The following is a 15956-nucleotide window of genomic DNA, read 5'->3' on the forward strand; positions in this document are numbered from 1 at the left end:
GACATTCCGAGTCATTTCTACAGGGCTTCGATAAACACGCTTCATGCCTGATTTATACCCAATCAACGTCAAACTGCTAATTGGGTATACAACCTAAGCCAGAAGCAATTGGTCACCAGAATAATCATTGCCTTGCTGATGTTGACCCGAAAAACCCTTGTCATTTCCTGATGGCAACGGTTTCTGACCATTTTGGACTTCAGCATTTTCACAGGTATTAAACAATGAGTGAGACCATAATGCTTGTTTTGCGGCATCGTTCACAACTTGTTTAACACAATCGGGAGCCTTCTGCTGAGGATAAGGTAACGTTGAAAACAATTCACTTTGTATTTCCTTTAAATTGATTAAGGAAATACAAGCTAATGTATCCACACCCAAATTGCTCAGGCTTGAAAGGAATACCAATAAAGCGTCAGGGAGTGTTTCAACTGCAGGTGGAAGTATGTTAGCGCCTCTCAATAAATCGATTACCATGGATAAGCCCACAATACCGCCGAACAGACATCCTAAACTAGGTGATATGTCGTATAGATTTTTTGCGAGCACCAATGTTGCAATTTGGTCAAGAATAGTCAATACAACTGACAACGTCACTAAGATTGTTATTACTGAGGTAAATGTTGCAAGCATTGTCATAGCCAAACAGCTGAATATTCCTAATATTGCCGCAGCAATGCCAACATAGAGAGATGAGATATTGAAATAATCAGAAACCGGTCTGATAATTTGGTTGATTGGATTGGCTAGAAAAAAAAGCACCCTGGTCAATAAGGGCAGAGAAAGCAATATCATTGCATAGGACCATGGCATGAACAGCATTGGAACAGTTATCAAGGCGATAAACCCAGCAATTTTTAGCAATAATGGAAACACCCGATGCCAAGAAGAGGATATTGCAAGCACATCTTGATGCATGCTGCGAAATAATTTATTGACATTATGTAGCATGGCCGTTGTCACAGCATTGTATAAGCCGCAAACCAATAAGCTCAGCCACTTTATTGGCGATAGGAGTTTCCTAGTTGCCAGAATATGACTGTAATGCCCAAATACAATGGCTTCTCGGTAGGTAATATCATCTAAATTTTCTTCGGCAAATAGCTTGATGATCAACTCATTCCACTTAAGATAGATTGAACTATATAGCGATGGAGATTCGATTACTTGGCGAAATGCTTCAACACGATTATGATCAATTATAGAACGATTCTTATTTAGCCAATTAACAAACTGTAAAAACGACTGATGTTGTCTAACGAAACGCTGCTTATCTTCTTCATCCGGAAGGGATAGAAATTCTGCTAATATTTTTTCAAAATGCGCATCAATTTGCTCTTCCATGCGAAAATCGATGCAATCCAATGGTATTTCAAAATCAATTGGCGCAAGCGTGTCAAAAATACTAGGCTGAATCCCCTCCATATTGATCAATTGCATATAAGCTTCAATTGCCTCTAAATATTTTGTTGTGGATGTCTTATCACCCTTGTTCTTATCCGGATGATATTTCAGAGAAATTTGTCTTTTTTTCGTGTTTAACGCTTTACAAAGCCCTTCTTTATCTAATTCCGACAACTCACCATTAATTTGCTCTGGTGTAAACTCTAATTTAGAAAGGAGGATTTTCTGTTCAGATGAAAATAGCATAATAATACAAACAACCAATAAATACGTGGGCAATAATTATATATATTTTATTATTTTTATCAACTATAGATATAATATAACCACCTTTATAGTCTATAATTACAAAGTGAACGAAATGGATTAAGTGTCAAGCAAGAATCTCGCATGCAAAATACTATTAATAGCGCTGACATTAAAGTCAATAACACCCGTGCGATCACCAATAAAGTGACCAACGAACTTTGTCGTCTTTTATTTAAACAGCTTCCTTATGCCATTATTGCACAGCTTTTAGTTGCGACACTATTTGTCATTGGTTATCGAAGTGTGCAACCATCCTCCACACTGACAATTTGGTTTGGGTATTTACTTAGTGTCTCTTTTTATTGGGCCTTGGTGGTCACCCTTTATCAATTTAAACGGTCATTCGTCAACACCCGCATGTGGGTATTTTTGTATGGTATTGGCACTTTTTTTTCGGGAGTGGCGTGGGGATTCGTTGCCCTATCCATGCTCCCGGCGGAAATATCGCCATTGCAAATCTATATTGTGGGAATTATTTTGGGCATGACGGCAGGAGCGAATCCATTTTTTAACCCAATCATATCCGTCTATTTGTCCTTTTTAACCCCGGCGTTTATACCCTTAGCCTATTGGTTTTTCACCCAAGGCGGTATCTTCTTTTACCTGGGTCTATGTTCCATTGTCTATTTCGGAGTCATGGTATTATGCTGCTACCTTGCAAATTATAGCTTAAGAGAATCAGCCAGGTTACGCTTTCAAAATATCGACTTAGATAGTTTAAACCAAATTTTAGAAAAGCGCGTCGAAGAAAGAACCAGTGAACTCGAAAAGTATTTAGCTATCACTAAATCGACATTGGAATCGACAGCAGATGGAATATTAGTGGTCGATAATCTTGGCCAAATTGAATATGTTAACCAAAAATTTATCGACATGTGGTCTATTTCAGAGGATATAGTTGAAGAAGGAAGAACGGGTTTTTTCTTCCACCTTGTTGAAACGAAAGTGGCTCAGCCAAGTGACTTTCTCGCCATGATGAGTCAAATCAATGAACAACCCGATCTCATCAATAACGGTGAATTTACCTTAAATGATGGCCGCATATTTGAATGGTATTCACAACCCCATATTGTCCGTGAAGAAATTAATGGACGGGTATGGAGCTTTAGCGATATGAGTATTCGCAAAAAAATGGAATATCAGCTTGCCTATCAAGCAAGCCACGATACCTTAACGGATTTACCCAATCGCTCATTACTCTTGGATAGAATTGGCAAAGGCATGCTCTATGCCGATAGGTTTCACAGTAATTTAATTGTCATGTTTTTAGACATTGATAATTTCAAAATGATTAATGATAATCTAGGGCATGACAATGGCGACCTAATCCTTAAAACCATTGCAAAGCGTTTAAAGAAATGCATCCGAAAAAGTGATACGGTTGCCCGAATCGGTGGTGATGAATTTGTTATTTTATTTTTTGCCAACGACAAAGCCAATATTATTAATATGGCTCATCATTTATTAGAAGAAGTAACCAAGCCCATTTATTTTTCCGACCATGAAGTTGTCGCAACAACCAGTATTGGCGTGTGCATTTATCCTTATGATGGGACGGATTCAAGCACGCTATTAAAACATGCCGACATGGCAATGTATGCTGCCAAAAGCCAAGGTAAAAATAGTATTAAATTATTTGACGATTCGATTCGGGCTTATGCTCAAAAAACACTCTCCTATCAAATGGATTTACGGAACGCGCTTAAAAAAGGTCAGTTTACATTGGTATATCAACCGTTCATTGATCTAAGCACCTTAGAAATCATTGGTTGTGAGAGTTTAATTCGTTGGCAACACCCACGAGATGGCCTGTTATACCCCAGCGAGTTTCTTCGTATTGCTGAACAATCAGGCCTATTCAATGACATTGGAAATTGGGTTATTGAAGAAGCCTGTCGTCAAAATCTGCAGTGGCAAACACAGGGCTTAAAACCAATCACCATGTCAGTCAATATTTCGCCAATTCAGTTCAAGCGGGATGATTTTGTAAATATCATTAAAAAAATCCTTAAAAAGCTGAATTACCCTCCTAATTTGCTCGAGCTAGAGCTGACAGAAAATATCATTATGGAAAATAAAAAGCATACGTTTGATATCTTAACCCAGCTTCGCCAGTTGCAAATCGGTGTCAGTATTGATAATTTTGGTACGGGATATTCCGGTCTGAATTACCTTAAACAGTTCCCAGTGACAAAGTTAAAAATCGATAAATCATTTGTTTTCGATTGCAAGGATGAAGAAAACGAGGGAGCCATCGTAAAAGCAATCGTTGCCATGGGCCATACCCTAAATCTGCCTGTACTGGCGGGAGGCATTGAGGACAATGACCATGTTCGCTACTTACGCCTCTATCAATGTGATATGGGGCAAGGCTTTTATCTTGGTAAACCGATGAGCGCGGATGAATTTTCGGAACTTTTAAAAAGACAAGGCGGCCGTCATATTAAAACCGGATAATACTGTCTATACGGTACGTTGTATTTTTTCTTGTAATAAGGTAATTTTCTTTTCGAGCATACCTAAATCCGCCTGCATCGTCAGCTTGATTTGTGTGTCGTTACATGCTTTCCATTGCGATTGAAGATGGGTGTATTGCTCTTTTAATTCCTCGATATCTTTTTCAATTTCAACTATCCACTGCTTTCGATGGCATAATCGCATCATCAATTGGGCAGACACCGTTTTTTTACTCTGCTTTTGTAGCTGGATTTGGCAAAGCCTAACCAACACTTCGATCTTTTGTTGCACACGCTTTGCCAAATAACGATATTCCTGGCTATGGTTTGCTAATCCATGGAGCCGTCTTAAGTCACGTTTAATTTCATGGACACAATCAGACGGGTGATTTTCAACAGACAAGTAAAATAAGCTTTTAGGCAACGTGCTCAAATTCATACGATGAGGCAACAAACTGGTTTTCCAGGCAAGTTCGGGTAGCCTATCTTCAATTTGCTTAATTAGTGGATCGCTTGTCATAACCAGTCAATTTTCGTCTTGTGGTGTGGATCATAATAGACCAATGTCATTCATTCACTAAAGCAACCGATCGATACCCGTGATCCTCGCATTTTGAATGATCACGGGTATATTTTACACTTCAGAAATCAAATCTACCATTGGCGCTTCTCGACGTGCACTAATGATCAATGGTATTGCTAGCATGAGAAGCAAACCGATACTGAGTGTCATTTCATAACGTAACGTCGATCCAACATTGATGTCTGCGGGTGGGAGAAAACCGACAATTAATGTGGCGATACAACCGGTTAATCCAATGAGTGACACGGCCACTAGACCAACAGTTCCACCCGGAACACGAAAACTACCTTGCTTTTCGGGATTGCTTAGCCGTAATTTCAGTGCGGCAGCAAACATCATCACATACATCAGCATATATAACATCGCTGCAAGTGCCGTTAATATCCAGTAGGAACCATTCACACTGGGCATTAATAAAAACATGGCAGAGAGGAGTGTCACAATCATTGCTTGGCCAACTAATAGGGCAACAGGGGCGTTGTGACGATTGGTCTTTTGTAAATAAGCTGGTAAGTGGCCATCTTTCGCAGCTAACAACAATCCTTTAGTAGGTGCAATGATCCAATTACTCACACTACCAAGACCGCCCAAAATTAACATCAATGCAATAAGCGGCATAATTTGATTTAAGTGATATTGTGAAAAAAATGCATCAAACGCCTGCATGATACCAGCCACTAAATTAATCTGATCATGGGGCAATACAATAGCAATTGCTAGAGATCCAAGGACCAGTGTTGTCAAAATGATGGCAACCGAGTATGTCAATGCTTTCGGGAAAGATGCTTGAGGATTATCAACATCATTGGCATGGACGGTGGCAATTTCTATTCCACAAAATGACATCATCACAGCAGTCAAGGAAACCCACATGGATTTATCAGACCAATGTGGCGAAAGGCTTGCTGTATTAAATTCGATTTGCAATGGATGGCCACCTGCAATCCATACCGCGCCTAAGCCAATAATCAACGCCATCGGTAACAATAAGCCACTAATCGCGCAAATGTTGCTAAACGTTGCCGAAGATCGCATCCCTTTGCAATTTAATAACGTGGCTCCCCAAAAAGAAACAACGATGACACTGGTTAGGAATACCGGGTTATTCACGAGTTGAGGATTAATTAAATAACCAACCGTGCCCGCAACAAACGATAAGATGGTCGGGTACCAGATCACATTTTCAATCCATTGTAGCCAGATGGCCATAAATCCTGCTTTTGGTCCAAAAGCAGCCTTCACCCAGGCATAGATACCACCCTGCTTAGACCAACTCGACGATAGCTCTGCGGATACAAGTGCTGTAGGGATTAAGAAAAATAAAGCACCCAGCACAAAGAAAAAAATCAATTGGCTTCCAAACAAGGCCGTTGCCGGTAAATTACGGATACTATCAACGGAGCCAACCGTAATCATCGTCAAGCTAAATACGGATAAGGAATGCTTTTTTTGAGTCATTAAATCCAGCCCTTTAAAATGGAATACTCAATCAAAAGTGCTATTATACCAGAAATTCCTTAAGAAACACTTAATTTTTGTTCTATTATTAGACAAATCAAAAAAATGTTTCGCAGTCCTACGCTGTGATCTTCACGCGCAAATCAACAAACGGCGCGCCAAATTTAACCCGACCCTGCGTAAACGGACGCGTCCCCACCCCAGGAATGGTGATGGTATTACCAAGCATCGTATTAGAATAAAGACCACCGGCTAACACTTGCACCATGGTGTTTTTGCTAAAGAAATATTCTGCACCCACGGCACCTACGTACTGGACATCCGAAGGGAAGTTTAACGGTCTTAAATGATCACGCTCAGGGCCATCATCGACCATGCCAAATAAGCTCATTGCCCACTTATCATTAAATTGATGACGAATCACAATCATGCCGGCGTATGCATCTTTAAATTGCATCTGGAAATTAAAGGTATTTATAACAGAAGCTGTGTTACTAAATGTTAATACTTGGTTTGCGCTCCAGCTGGTGCGGATTAATTGCAAATTCATCAGCCATTTTTGGTTAAAAATATGCAAATAGCTTAACAGCATCGTTTCTGGGAAATTAAAATGAAATTGCATCGGCGCCGAATAGACCATTCCAAGTTGACTATACCCTTCAGTACGCTGTCTAATACGGGAATAATAGGTAAATCCTAACTGGTTCATGGGTGTAATCAAATAATTTAATCCCGCATTAAATCCATAACCCACGCTTGAAGACGAATTGGCTAATAGCGCATCGCCTCCTGGAGTCGGCATGACCCAACTAGCAAGGTGGTTGTATAGCACACTAAAATTGATACCCGCGCCTAGCTGTAACTTATCATTAAATTGCACGGCAAGTTTCGGACTGAAATCAAAATCATGCAAAATGGTATCAACCGCCGCGTAGCGAGTAACCGCATAGCGATCCCATTGCAAATTTGAGTTAAACGGCTCAGTGACATCAAAGCTAAAAACCCATTTATCATTGATTCGTTGAGCAGCACGACCGTAGGGAACAAAACTGGTTGCATGTGTTCGGCTTTCGCCAAAAGCAGGCGTAAAGGTCATCAAATTTAACTGACTGCCTTTAAATTTTCCATTTACACCAACAATCGTTGTTCCTAGAACAAACTCGTTTTGCTTGACTTGGGTTAATAACGCGGGATTATTAAAGCTTAGCCCAGATAAAAACTGAATCACGTTGGCAGAAACTGATAACGCCCAAGTAGTAAGAGCAATCCCTATTATTTTTTTCATATTGTCCATCATTCTCTATGTTAAATGGTTTGTTAAAATCAACTCGCTAAACAATTAGATCTGCATACCTGATAATCAGCCAGTCAAAGTTAAAAGAAATCAATATACTCCTGCTACCTAGTGTTATTGATGGAACTAGGACGTCCTACTTACTTTACAATTTCTCTCCCTAGAAAGTAAAGACCTGCTATGGGCATTATTGATAACTTTTGTTTTTGCGAACTGTAGGAATTGTCCATTTCCACCTACGGAAAATTAAAACTAGCCCATACCGGCGCGTGATCGGAGGGCTGTTCCCATTTTCGAGGTTCTTTATCGATGCCAGTTTCCTTCAGTTTTTCAGTTAAAAGTGGGCTAGTTAGAATATGATCGATGCGAAGACCTCGATTACGCCGAAAACTTGCAGCACGGTAATCCCACCAGCTGTATGTGGGACTATCCGGATTTTGATGTCGGAAACTATCCACTAACCCCATATTAAGCAAATTTGCAAACGCCTCTCTTTCTTTCTGACTCACCAAGACACATTCGACCCATTCTTTGGGATCATGAACATCCAAATCGGAAGGCGCAATATTAAAGTCGCCTACAACAGCGAGATAGTCATATTTTTCTAACTGATCGTGGACATACTGCGAGACATGTTTTAACCAATCGAGCTTATAGCTATATTTATCGGAATCAAGGCTCGCACCATTGGGTACATATAAATTAATCACCCGTATATTGTTAATGGTAGCGGCTAAAATCCGCCGTTGTGGATCAATAAGACCCGGTACATCTGTTTCCACATCATGCATCGGAAATCGGCTCAATATGGCAACGCCATTGTATGTTTTTTGTCCGCTAAAACAAACATAATAGCCTTTCTCTTCAATGACAGCGTGTGGAAAGTTTTCATCGATAAGCTTCGTTTCTTGCAGAGCAAGAATGTCAGTTTGCTTATCTGCAAGCCAATCAAGGACATGAGGTAGACGAACTTTCAGCGAATTCACATTCCAACTAGCTAAATTCAGCATGCCATTCTCCTTGATATTCCATAGTTAAGGGCGCATGATCCGAGAATTGTTGTTCACGGTATATCGATGCGTGTTTTACATCGTGCGCTAAATCTGGCGTAATGACTTGGTAATCGATTCGCCAGCCAACATTGCGTGCAAAGGCACCAGCACGATACGTCCACCATGTATATTGCTCAGGTTGTTGATTCACCACCCGAAATGCATCGACGAATCCTAGCGTATGATACAGATAATCCATCCACGCTCTTTCTTCGGGCAAAAATCCAGAATTTTTTTGGTTCGCTTTCCAGTTTTTTAAATCAATTTCTTTGTGGGCAATATTAAAATCACCACAAATGATTAAAGAACGCTTTTCATTTTTTAGTGCTTGCAAATGGGTGGCAAAAAAATCAAGCGTTGCCATTTTTACCGACTGCCGATGATCGCCACTTGTGCCCGAGGGTAAATACAATGAAACAATTGAAAATTTATCAAAATCGAATTGGATATAGCGCCCTTCTTCATCGAAAATATCATACTCAACCGTATCGATGATTTTTTGAGGCTTTTGACGGCTATAGAGGGCAGTGCCACTATACCCTTTTTTTTCAGCACTGGCATAATGACAAACATACCCTGGTGGGAAAAAGCTCGGGTCACTGTTTATTTGATCCAACTGTGCTTTCGTTTCTTGAATACATAATAGATCAATATCTTGCTGACTAAACCAGTCGTAAAACCCTTTCTTGGCAGCAGACCGAATCCCGTTAGCATTAAATGTCATCACCCGCATCACAACTCCTAATTAGCTAACTTTAAAGCAATACTTGCAATTCGCTCACCCATCGCCTTTGCTAAGGTTATTTCATGTTCAGTAAACGTTTTTTTATTGTCGGAACCCGCCACATGTGTCGGGCCATAAGGCGTGCCTCCGGATTGTGTCTCATTTAGCGCCGCTTCGCTATAGGGTAGGCCAACAACAATCATGCCTTGGTGAATGAATGGGTTCATCATACTTAACAGCGTCGATTCTTGGCCGCCGTGCAAGGAGGCTGTTGAGGTAAAAAAGCAGGCTGGTTTATTGATTAAATCCCCAGACATCCAAAGCGACGAGGTTGAGTCGACAAAGTATTTTAAAGGGGCTGCCATGTTGCCAAATCGGGTAGGACTCCCCAACGCTAAACCAGCACACTGTTTAAGGTCGTTCAAAGTGACGTAGGGAGCTCCTTCATCGGGTATAGGCGGATCCACTGCTTCGCACGTCGTTGAGACAGGGGGAACGGTTCTTATTCTCGCTTCTATCCCATCAACACTTGCAACACCTCTCGCAACATACTGAGCGAGCGCTTTGGTAGAGCCCGATCTTGAATAATACAAAACAAGTATATAAGGCTTGCTCATGGTACTACCTCCAAGGCATAAGATTCTCAAGAATTATACTTGAGAAATTTTCATTCTCAATCAAAACAGGTATGATAATTATACCAACGCATTATCACAAAAATTTGATCCAATGACCATTAATAACATCGTCTTACAAAAATTTGCCGATAGCACTCGCTTCATCCGTTTTGTGATTTATCACTTTTTTGAAGATGACTGCACCTATCGTGCGTCAGCCCTAGCATTCACCACGTTACTTGCGTTGGTACCTTTAATGTCCGTGGGTTTATCCATCCTATCAACTTTCCCCGTGTTTGAATCCTTTCGAGAGCCGATACAAGATTTTATTTTTACCAACTTCGTCCCGGCCACAGGAAAAGCGCTGCAAACGTATTTGGCCCAATTTACTAATCAAGTTAGCCAATTATCAACTACCGGTGTTACCTTTTTAGTCATAACTGCCATCTTACTGTTGGTCACCATTGAAAATGCAATGAACCAGATCTGGCGAGTCTCTTCCCCAAGAGGGGGGGTGTCTGCATTTTTACTCTATTGGACAATTCTATCACTCTCTCCTGTATTGCTAGGCTTGAGCATGGTCGCTAGTTCATACGTACTTAGTATGCCTTATCTCCAAGCACACAAACCGCCAATCTTTCTATGGACTGGTTTACCATTTCTTCTATCCTTTGTGGGATTTAGCTTTTTATACATCGTTGTCCCAAATTGCAAAACTAAAATTGCCAATGGTTTATGGGGTGGCCTGACTGCCGCGATTTTGTTTGAAACGGCCAAGCAAGGCTTTGCCTGGTATTTATCACGATACAGTACCTACCAACTGCTGTATGGTGCGTTTGCCATCGTGCCGATATTTTTTATATGGATTTATTGGGTATGGGTGGTTACTTTAATTGGGGCGGAAATCAGTTATGCATTATCCATGTCTCACCTTAGGCGTCGAGGTGAGGCACTAGACCCTATGACCCATGCCTTAATATGGCTATATCGTCTATGGGAAGCACAACATTCGGGCAAAGGCGTTAGCTTGCAACGACTTATTGATGCTGACTCCCAGCCCTACTCTCTGGATGCTAAACAAATGATCAAAATTTTAGAAGAAGGGAAGTATATTCATACCAATGATAAAGGCGATTACTTTTTGTCGCGATCGTTGGATAACATGCCATTATACCAAGTCGGCGAACAACTGCCTTTTCATTTTCCGCGTTGCACGTTACCCTTACCCAAAAAACCACCCAAGTGGTTAGCCCAATGGTATCAGATTATCGAAGCGCGTCAAAAAGAGACCCAACAAAAGTTAAGCATTTCAGTTGACTCCCTATTTAGAGGCTCTTAACAAACCATTTTGGGAAAATTGGCGTCCTTATCCACGCTTTACTGCCGTTTGCATATTCAACTGTCTCAGGACATATCCGTGATACGAGGCAAAAAAAAACCCCGAGTTCGGGGTTTTTCATGCTTTATGTTATCGGCATTTACTCGTCGCGTGTACCAACATATTTGTCGTCGAAATAGCGTCTTAATTTTGTACGTAAAGTACCTCGGCTAATACCCAACATAATCGCTGCACGGGACTGATTGTATTTGCAGTGTTCCATAACAGCTTTGAATAGTGGTGTTTCGACTTCTTCCAACACGAACTGATATAAATCAACAGGTTCCGTGCCTTTCAGTTCAGATAAATATTTTTGCACAGATTGGGTCACGCTATTTGCGATTGAGCCAGTAATATCACCTGTATCTTTATTTATTGTTGTCATTCTTATTTAACTCCATCTTTACAAAAATGGGCATATTACCCAATTGATTAATTGGTGACAAGACCAAATTACAAAAAAATGAAATTTTCCAAAAAGTTATTGCTTTTTAAATTCATTTATGTAAGCCCTAGGATACAGCAGTACACTGGCCCAAGTTATTCAATCAAATCACACGAAACTAGGAGACACCTCTATCGTTATCATTTTTGTCACTGCGAATAGCGATAAAAACACCCCCAAAGTCAACCATATCATCAAGACACAAAAGCCGTGTTATTCCATGTTGGCACCTGCCAACAATTTCATAACACGGCATGATTGACTTAAGACATTTTTTACTAAAATTGCATCATTGCTGGATTAAATGGTGCGCCATTCACCATTAGCTTACCATCTTTGAGCGTAAATGCAATCACATAATCATTGCCTTCCTTTGTTAAAAGGCCTTTATCAACTAAAGTTGCTAGCTTTTTCTCCACCATATCTTGGGCTTGTTGCTTAGCATCCATTGGTTGTATTCCATTTGCGTTATTTTGTTGGGCAATGGCTTGTTGCAGTTGATTGCTCATCATCGTCTTGGCTAATGATTCGGCCATTGCTTCTCTTACTAAATCAGCAGGAACCGATAAGCGACCATTCCCTTCAATTTGGCGAACCATATCAAACGGATTGTCGAAGGACCCTTTCGGTAAAGAAATTAATAGGTTACCTTCAATTTTTCCATTTGGTAATTTAAAAGAGAAAGGATCGATTTGAATCTGAGCACCATGGCTGAGTAACTTAGGCACTTCAGGCATCATCGCAACCAATAGTTGTTTTTTCTCTTCTTCGGTTGCGTTTTGCGCTTGTTGAGCTAACTCATTAATTCTTGCTAATGCTTTGGAATCTAGATTACTCAACATAAAATGCAACTCGCCAGGACCATACGTTTCATTGTTAGCAACGATCTTATCCAATGTAATACTAAGATCCGAGTTGATCACATCACCATCTTGTGTGCTGCCAGACTTCATATCAAATTTGCTTAATGCAAAAAGTGTTTTATCCCCTTGCTTAACCAACAACGATGGGAAATTGACCGATGCACTACCTAAAAACAATCCATCACCATTCTCATAGAGATGGTAAATGGTTTTAACGGCTTCCATTTTTGCGGAAATGTCTTTCTGCGAAAAGGTAAAACCCGCTATATTGAAATAGCCTTCAAATGATTTCATATCACTGGAAATCTGGATGGATGAATCCAAACCATCCCAATCCAATTTCCCACCACCCTTCTTGGCAATCAATGTAAAATCAGGGACTGCCGCATTAAAACTTGTCTTACCAATTAGGTTGACGAATAAGCTTAAGTTCAACGTGGGTGCAGTGGATTGATCCGTGAACAATTCCTTCATCTGCTTCAAATTTTTATCCGGCATTTGTACCATTGAATGGGCATAACCCATACCCACTTTCATTCCATCATCCGTGAACATAAAAGGACCATGGTAAACCTTTAATGGCATATTGAATTCAGTGGTCTCCATTTTACTCGTTTGTTTATTTGGAAATTGGAAGTGCCAAACGAGATTGGCGGACGAATCGAACCAGCCTCGGTCGTAATTTTTTACCTCGACATAGATACCATTGGTACGATTAACTAGTTCAATGCTTTCTTTAACTTTCTTTTCAGTGAACATGCCAGTGACGTAATAGCCGCCTAAAACTAGAACAGCTAGAATGACCACTAACCCTGTGATTTTTTTCATTATTATCTCCGTTTTTAGAACAACCCCTCTCGACTTTAATTAAAGCACGAGATAGTCAAAGGTGCAAAATTTTATACGAAAATTCTTCGGTTTTTTGAGCGAATTATTTTTCTTGTTCTTGATCATAGACAGGTGAGCAATAGGTCTCTTTGACAAAGAAGGCTAAAATTAATGCGACTGTTGAGCAAATGGGCAAAATAATAAACGCTGACTGGAAATCACTTAAGTCAAGTGCGCTCACATTAAATGATCGCTCGCCGCCAATAAAATGTAAAAATTGCCCAACAATCGGTTGAAGTGAGGCACCAACAAAGATGGAAGTCATATTCGTGAAAGCAATGGATGTTCCTACGACTTTAGGATGGTGCAGCTCTGTTGCCACAGCATAAGAGATAGCCACCCCAGTATTGGTGGCACCAAATATGAAAAACAACAGCATGGTTGTATTGAGGTTCATATGCGGTAGAAAAATAATGAGAAATGAAAAAATAATCCCACAAATGGCAGAAAAAATCATCAACGGTTTGCGCAAACCAAGTCTGTCGGAGACCCAACCGCAGAGTGGTCCACTAATCCCCCAGCCAATAAATATCAAGCTTGTTGCAAAGGCGGCACTGTGTGCACTAAATTCACGGCCAAATTGTAAAAACGCCGGTCCTAAGTTTTCACCGATTACTGCCGTTGGCCCAAATAGAAAACCCGCATAGAGCGCATTTATCCATGTTTGTCGATTAGACAATACGATTTTTAAACTCATTAAAATGCTAATATCACTGACCTTTTTGGGGACAGATCGCTTTTGTCCTGGATTATCCCGGATGTATTGATAAAGAAAAGCAGCCAGAATAATAAACAAAAAGGCGATAATTATCATGGTGTGGCGCCAGCCGACATGTGACACCAGGAAGGATACCGGCGCATCGCCTGCCGCGGCACCCAACATCCCTAAGGCTTGAGTTAATCCTGCTAGCAACCCAAACATAACCGGTGGAAACCATGATGTGGCAAGTCTTAATGCACACACAAAGGCAAATGCGGCACTAAAGCCAATGAGCATTCTTCCAAAGGAAGCGGTCATAAGGCCGTCAGATAAGCCAAAAATGACGCATCCTAAGGCTGTCAATAAGGACATGACGGTTAAAATATTTCGTATACTAAGCCTATCCACAGATAGGCCTACGGGTATTTGCATCAAAATATAGGGTATGTAAAATGCCGCATTTAAGACCCCAATTTGAAGTTCATTTAAGCCAAATTCACGTTGAATGTGCTCATGCATGACCGAAGGAGCAACGCGTGCTAAGTAGTCAGAGAAAAAGAAGGTTGCGGCTAATCCCCATACAACCCAGGCAGTTAGATTGGCTTTTACATTACTTCGATAATAAGACATTTCGTACACAGCTTCTTTCATATTCGATAATAGTCCAGCTTTGTTAAGAGTCTGTTGAAAACCTAGCGCAAAAATTCAGTCGATTGATTTTTGTTTGACGGAGGCTAACTTCTTAACAATTTGATAGAAAAGGAACATACCATTTTTTTGCGATTCTGTACAGGCTAAAATCAGATAAATTTAAATTCAGTAGCGTATTTAGGAGGGTTCCTATGTTACAATTAGCATTTTCAATGCTCACGGGTATTTATTCATGAACGCTTTACAACAAGCCATTCAACAAGCCTTGCATCAAGAGGGGCGAAGCCAAGAAGCCAATAAAGCGTATTTGGAATTTATTAAAGCAAATTTTTTCATGCCGATTGAATCGTTCAGTGATGAGCAATCCCCTGTCCCATTGTATTTTCAACAAGGAAATGAAACGTATTTGCCTGTGTTCACTGATAAATTGCTAATGGGCAAATGGGCTGAAGAGGTTAAAGAAAAAATCCTCTTACTCACTTTAACTGGCGTTGATTTATTGAAGGGGGTTGGTGAGGATGTTCATATTTGCCTTGATATTGGCAGTGACACTTATAAATTATTTAATCCCTCTGAAATTGCAAGAATGCGCAGCATGGTCATTAAGATTTTTGGGGCAGGGTAGACCCTCAAACAAGGTCGAAGCCTAAACCAAAATGCTGGCAATGCCAGCATTTTGGCTAATCTAGGCCACCATGTCGAGCACTTGATAGCCAATAATAGCCGATGCCGCGAGTGCACCTGTAATTTTTAACCACAAGCGAACGGTTGTATAGCCTTCTTGGTAGTAATCAGCATCATTGGCAGCTGCATCCGTATCTTTTCGTTTTACTTCTTCTGGATACTCCGTTAATTCGAACAAGGGCTTTTCACCGTAAAACCCAGCCCACCAACCTTCTTGCCACTGTTCATAAGGCTGTGTTCCTTCCTTAAAAGGATTTTCCTCAAGGTCTAATTCAGCCAAAGCACATTCATATCCAAAATGATAAGATTCTTCGATGGTTGGGTGTTCAATATTAAAACGCAGTTTAAGATCTGGTATTATGGCGTTGGTGTCTTTCATATTCATACCCTCACTTTGTTATTACGTAAAAAAATCCGTTAACAATCTCCGGGTGAAAGCAGCCAGGTTGT

General features: G+C 40.5%; 14 protein-coding genes. 3 read left to right on the forward strand and 11 right to left on the reverse strand.

Annotated features, from left to right (window positions below; genetic code table 11):
* Window positions 1–93 precede the first annotated feature (93 nt).
* Window positions 94–1650, reverse strand: coding sequence for a hypothetical protein (locus tag AB3348_RS10160; protein ID WP_367607503.1), 1557 nt, complete (start codon window positions 1648–1650; stop codon window positions 94–96).
* Between the two features lie 144 nt (window positions 1651–1794).
* On the opposite strand from AB3348_RS10160, the gene AB3348_RS10165 reads away from it, so the two are divergent.
* Window positions 1795–4170, forward strand: coding sequence for a putative bifunctional diguanylate cyclase/phosphodiesterase (locus AB3348_RS10165; protein WP_367607504.1), 2376 nt, complete (start codon window positions 1795–1797; stop codon window positions 4168–4170).
* A 6-nt stretch (window positions 4171–4176) separates the two neighbouring features.
* Here AB3348_RS10165 and AB3348_RS10170 read toward each other — a convergent pair whose 3' ends face one another.
* The 6 genes from AB3348_RS10170 to wrbA all read right to left on the reverse strand — a co-directional run bounded on the left by AB3348_RS10170 (window position 4177) and on the right by wrbA (window position 9897).
* Complete coding sequence (locus tag AB3348_RS10170) at window positions 4177–4689, reverse strand: hypothetical protein (protein WP_367607505.1); 513 nt, start codon at window positions 4687–4689, stop codon at window positions 4177–4179.
* 114 nt (window positions 4690–4803) lie between these two features.
* Window positions 4804–6210: an APC family permease gene (locus AB3348_RS10175; protein ID WP_367607506.1), complete on the reverse strand. Its 1407-nt coding sequence runs from the start codon at window positions 6208–6210 to the stop codon at window positions 4804–4806.
* A 118-nt stretch (window positions 6211–6328) separates the two neighbouring features.
* Window positions 6329–7495 (reverse strand): OmpP1/FadL family transporter, encoded by a 1167-nt coding sequence (locus tag AB3348_RS10180; RefSeq protein ID WP_367607507.1) that lies wholly within the window; start codon window positions 7493–7495, stop codon window positions 6329–6331.
* Window positions 7496–7740: 245 nt separating this feature from the next.
* A complete protein-coding gene (gene xth, locus AB3348_RS10185; RefSeq protein ID WP_367607508.1) occupies window positions 7741–8514 on the reverse strand; it encodes an exodeoxyribonuclease III in 774 nt (257 codons plus the stop codon).
* The gene (locus AB3348_RS10190) at window positions 8498–9289 is read right to left on the reverse strand and encodes an exodeoxyribonuclease III (RefSeq protein ID WP_367607509.1); all 792 of its coding nucleotides are present in this window, start codon (window positions 9287–9289) and stop codon (window positions 8498–8500) included. Before AB3348_RS10190 ends, xth begins: the two co-directional genes overlap by 17 nt.
* An 8-nt stretch (window positions 9290–9297) precedes the next feature.
* Window positions 9298–9897: an NAD(P)H:quinone oxidoreductase gene (wrbA, locus tag AB3348_RS10195; protein WP_367607510.1), complete on the reverse strand. Its 600-nt coding sequence runs from the start codon at window positions 9895–9897 to the stop codon at window positions 9298–9300.
* A gap of 112 nt (window positions 9898–10009) precedes the next feature.
* Between wrbA and AB3348_RS10200 the strand changes: the two genes are divergently transcribed.
* Window positions 10010–11236 (forward strand): YihY family inner membrane protein, encoded by a 1227-nt coding sequence (locus AB3348_RS10200; protein ID WP_367607511.1) that lies wholly within the window; start codon window positions 10010–10012, stop codon window positions 11234–11236.
* Between the two features lie 139 nt (window positions 11237–11375).
* Here the strand turns inward: AB3348_RS10200 and AB3348_RS10205 are convergent, their stop codons facing one another.
* The 3 genes from AB3348_RS10205 to AB3348_RS10215 form a co-directional block, all read right to left on the reverse strand.
* The gene (locus tag AB3348_RS10205) at window positions 11376–11660 is read right to left on the reverse strand and encodes a helix-turn-helix domain-containing protein (RefSeq protein WP_367607512.1); all 285 of its coding nucleotides are present in this window, start codon (window positions 11658–11660) and stop codon (window positions 11376–11378) included.
* A gap of 338 nt (window positions 11661–11998) precedes the next feature.
* A complete protein-coding gene (locus AB3348_RS10210) occupies window positions 11999–13411 on the reverse strand; it encodes a YdgA family protein (protein WP_367607513.1) in 1413 nt (470 codons plus the stop codon).
* A 103-nt stretch (window positions 13412–13514) separates the two neighbouring features.
* Window positions 13515–14822 (reverse strand): MFS transporter, encoded by a 1308-nt coding sequence (locus tag AB3348_RS10215; RefSeq protein ID WP_367607514.1) that lies wholly within the window; start codon window positions 14820–14822, stop codon window positions 13515–13517.
* A gap of 232 nt (window positions 14823–15054) precedes the next feature.
* Between AB3348_RS10215 and AB3348_RS10220 the strand changes: the two genes are divergently transcribed.
* On the forward strand, window positions 15055–15447 hold the full coding sequence (locus AB3348_RS10220; protein ID WP_367607515.1) for an SseB family protein: 393 nt from the start codon (window positions 15055–15057) through the stop codon (window positions 15445–15447).
* A gap of 60 nt (window positions 15448–15507) precedes the next feature.
* Here the strand turns inward: AB3348_RS10220 and AB3348_RS10225 are convergent, their stop codons facing one another.
* Window positions 15508–15885: a transmission trait enhancer LetE gene (locus AB3348_RS10225; RefSeq protein ID WP_367607516.1), complete on the reverse strand. Its 378-nt coding sequence runs from the start codon at window positions 15883–15885 to the stop codon at window positions 15508–15510.
* Window positions 15886–15956 lie beyond the last annotated feature (71 nt).

The organism is Legionella sp. W05-934-2 (genome assembly GCF_964199965.1).
Classification (GTDB): domain Bacteria; phylum Pseudomonadota; class Gammaproteobacteria; order Legionellales; family Legionellaceae; genus JAFIFT01.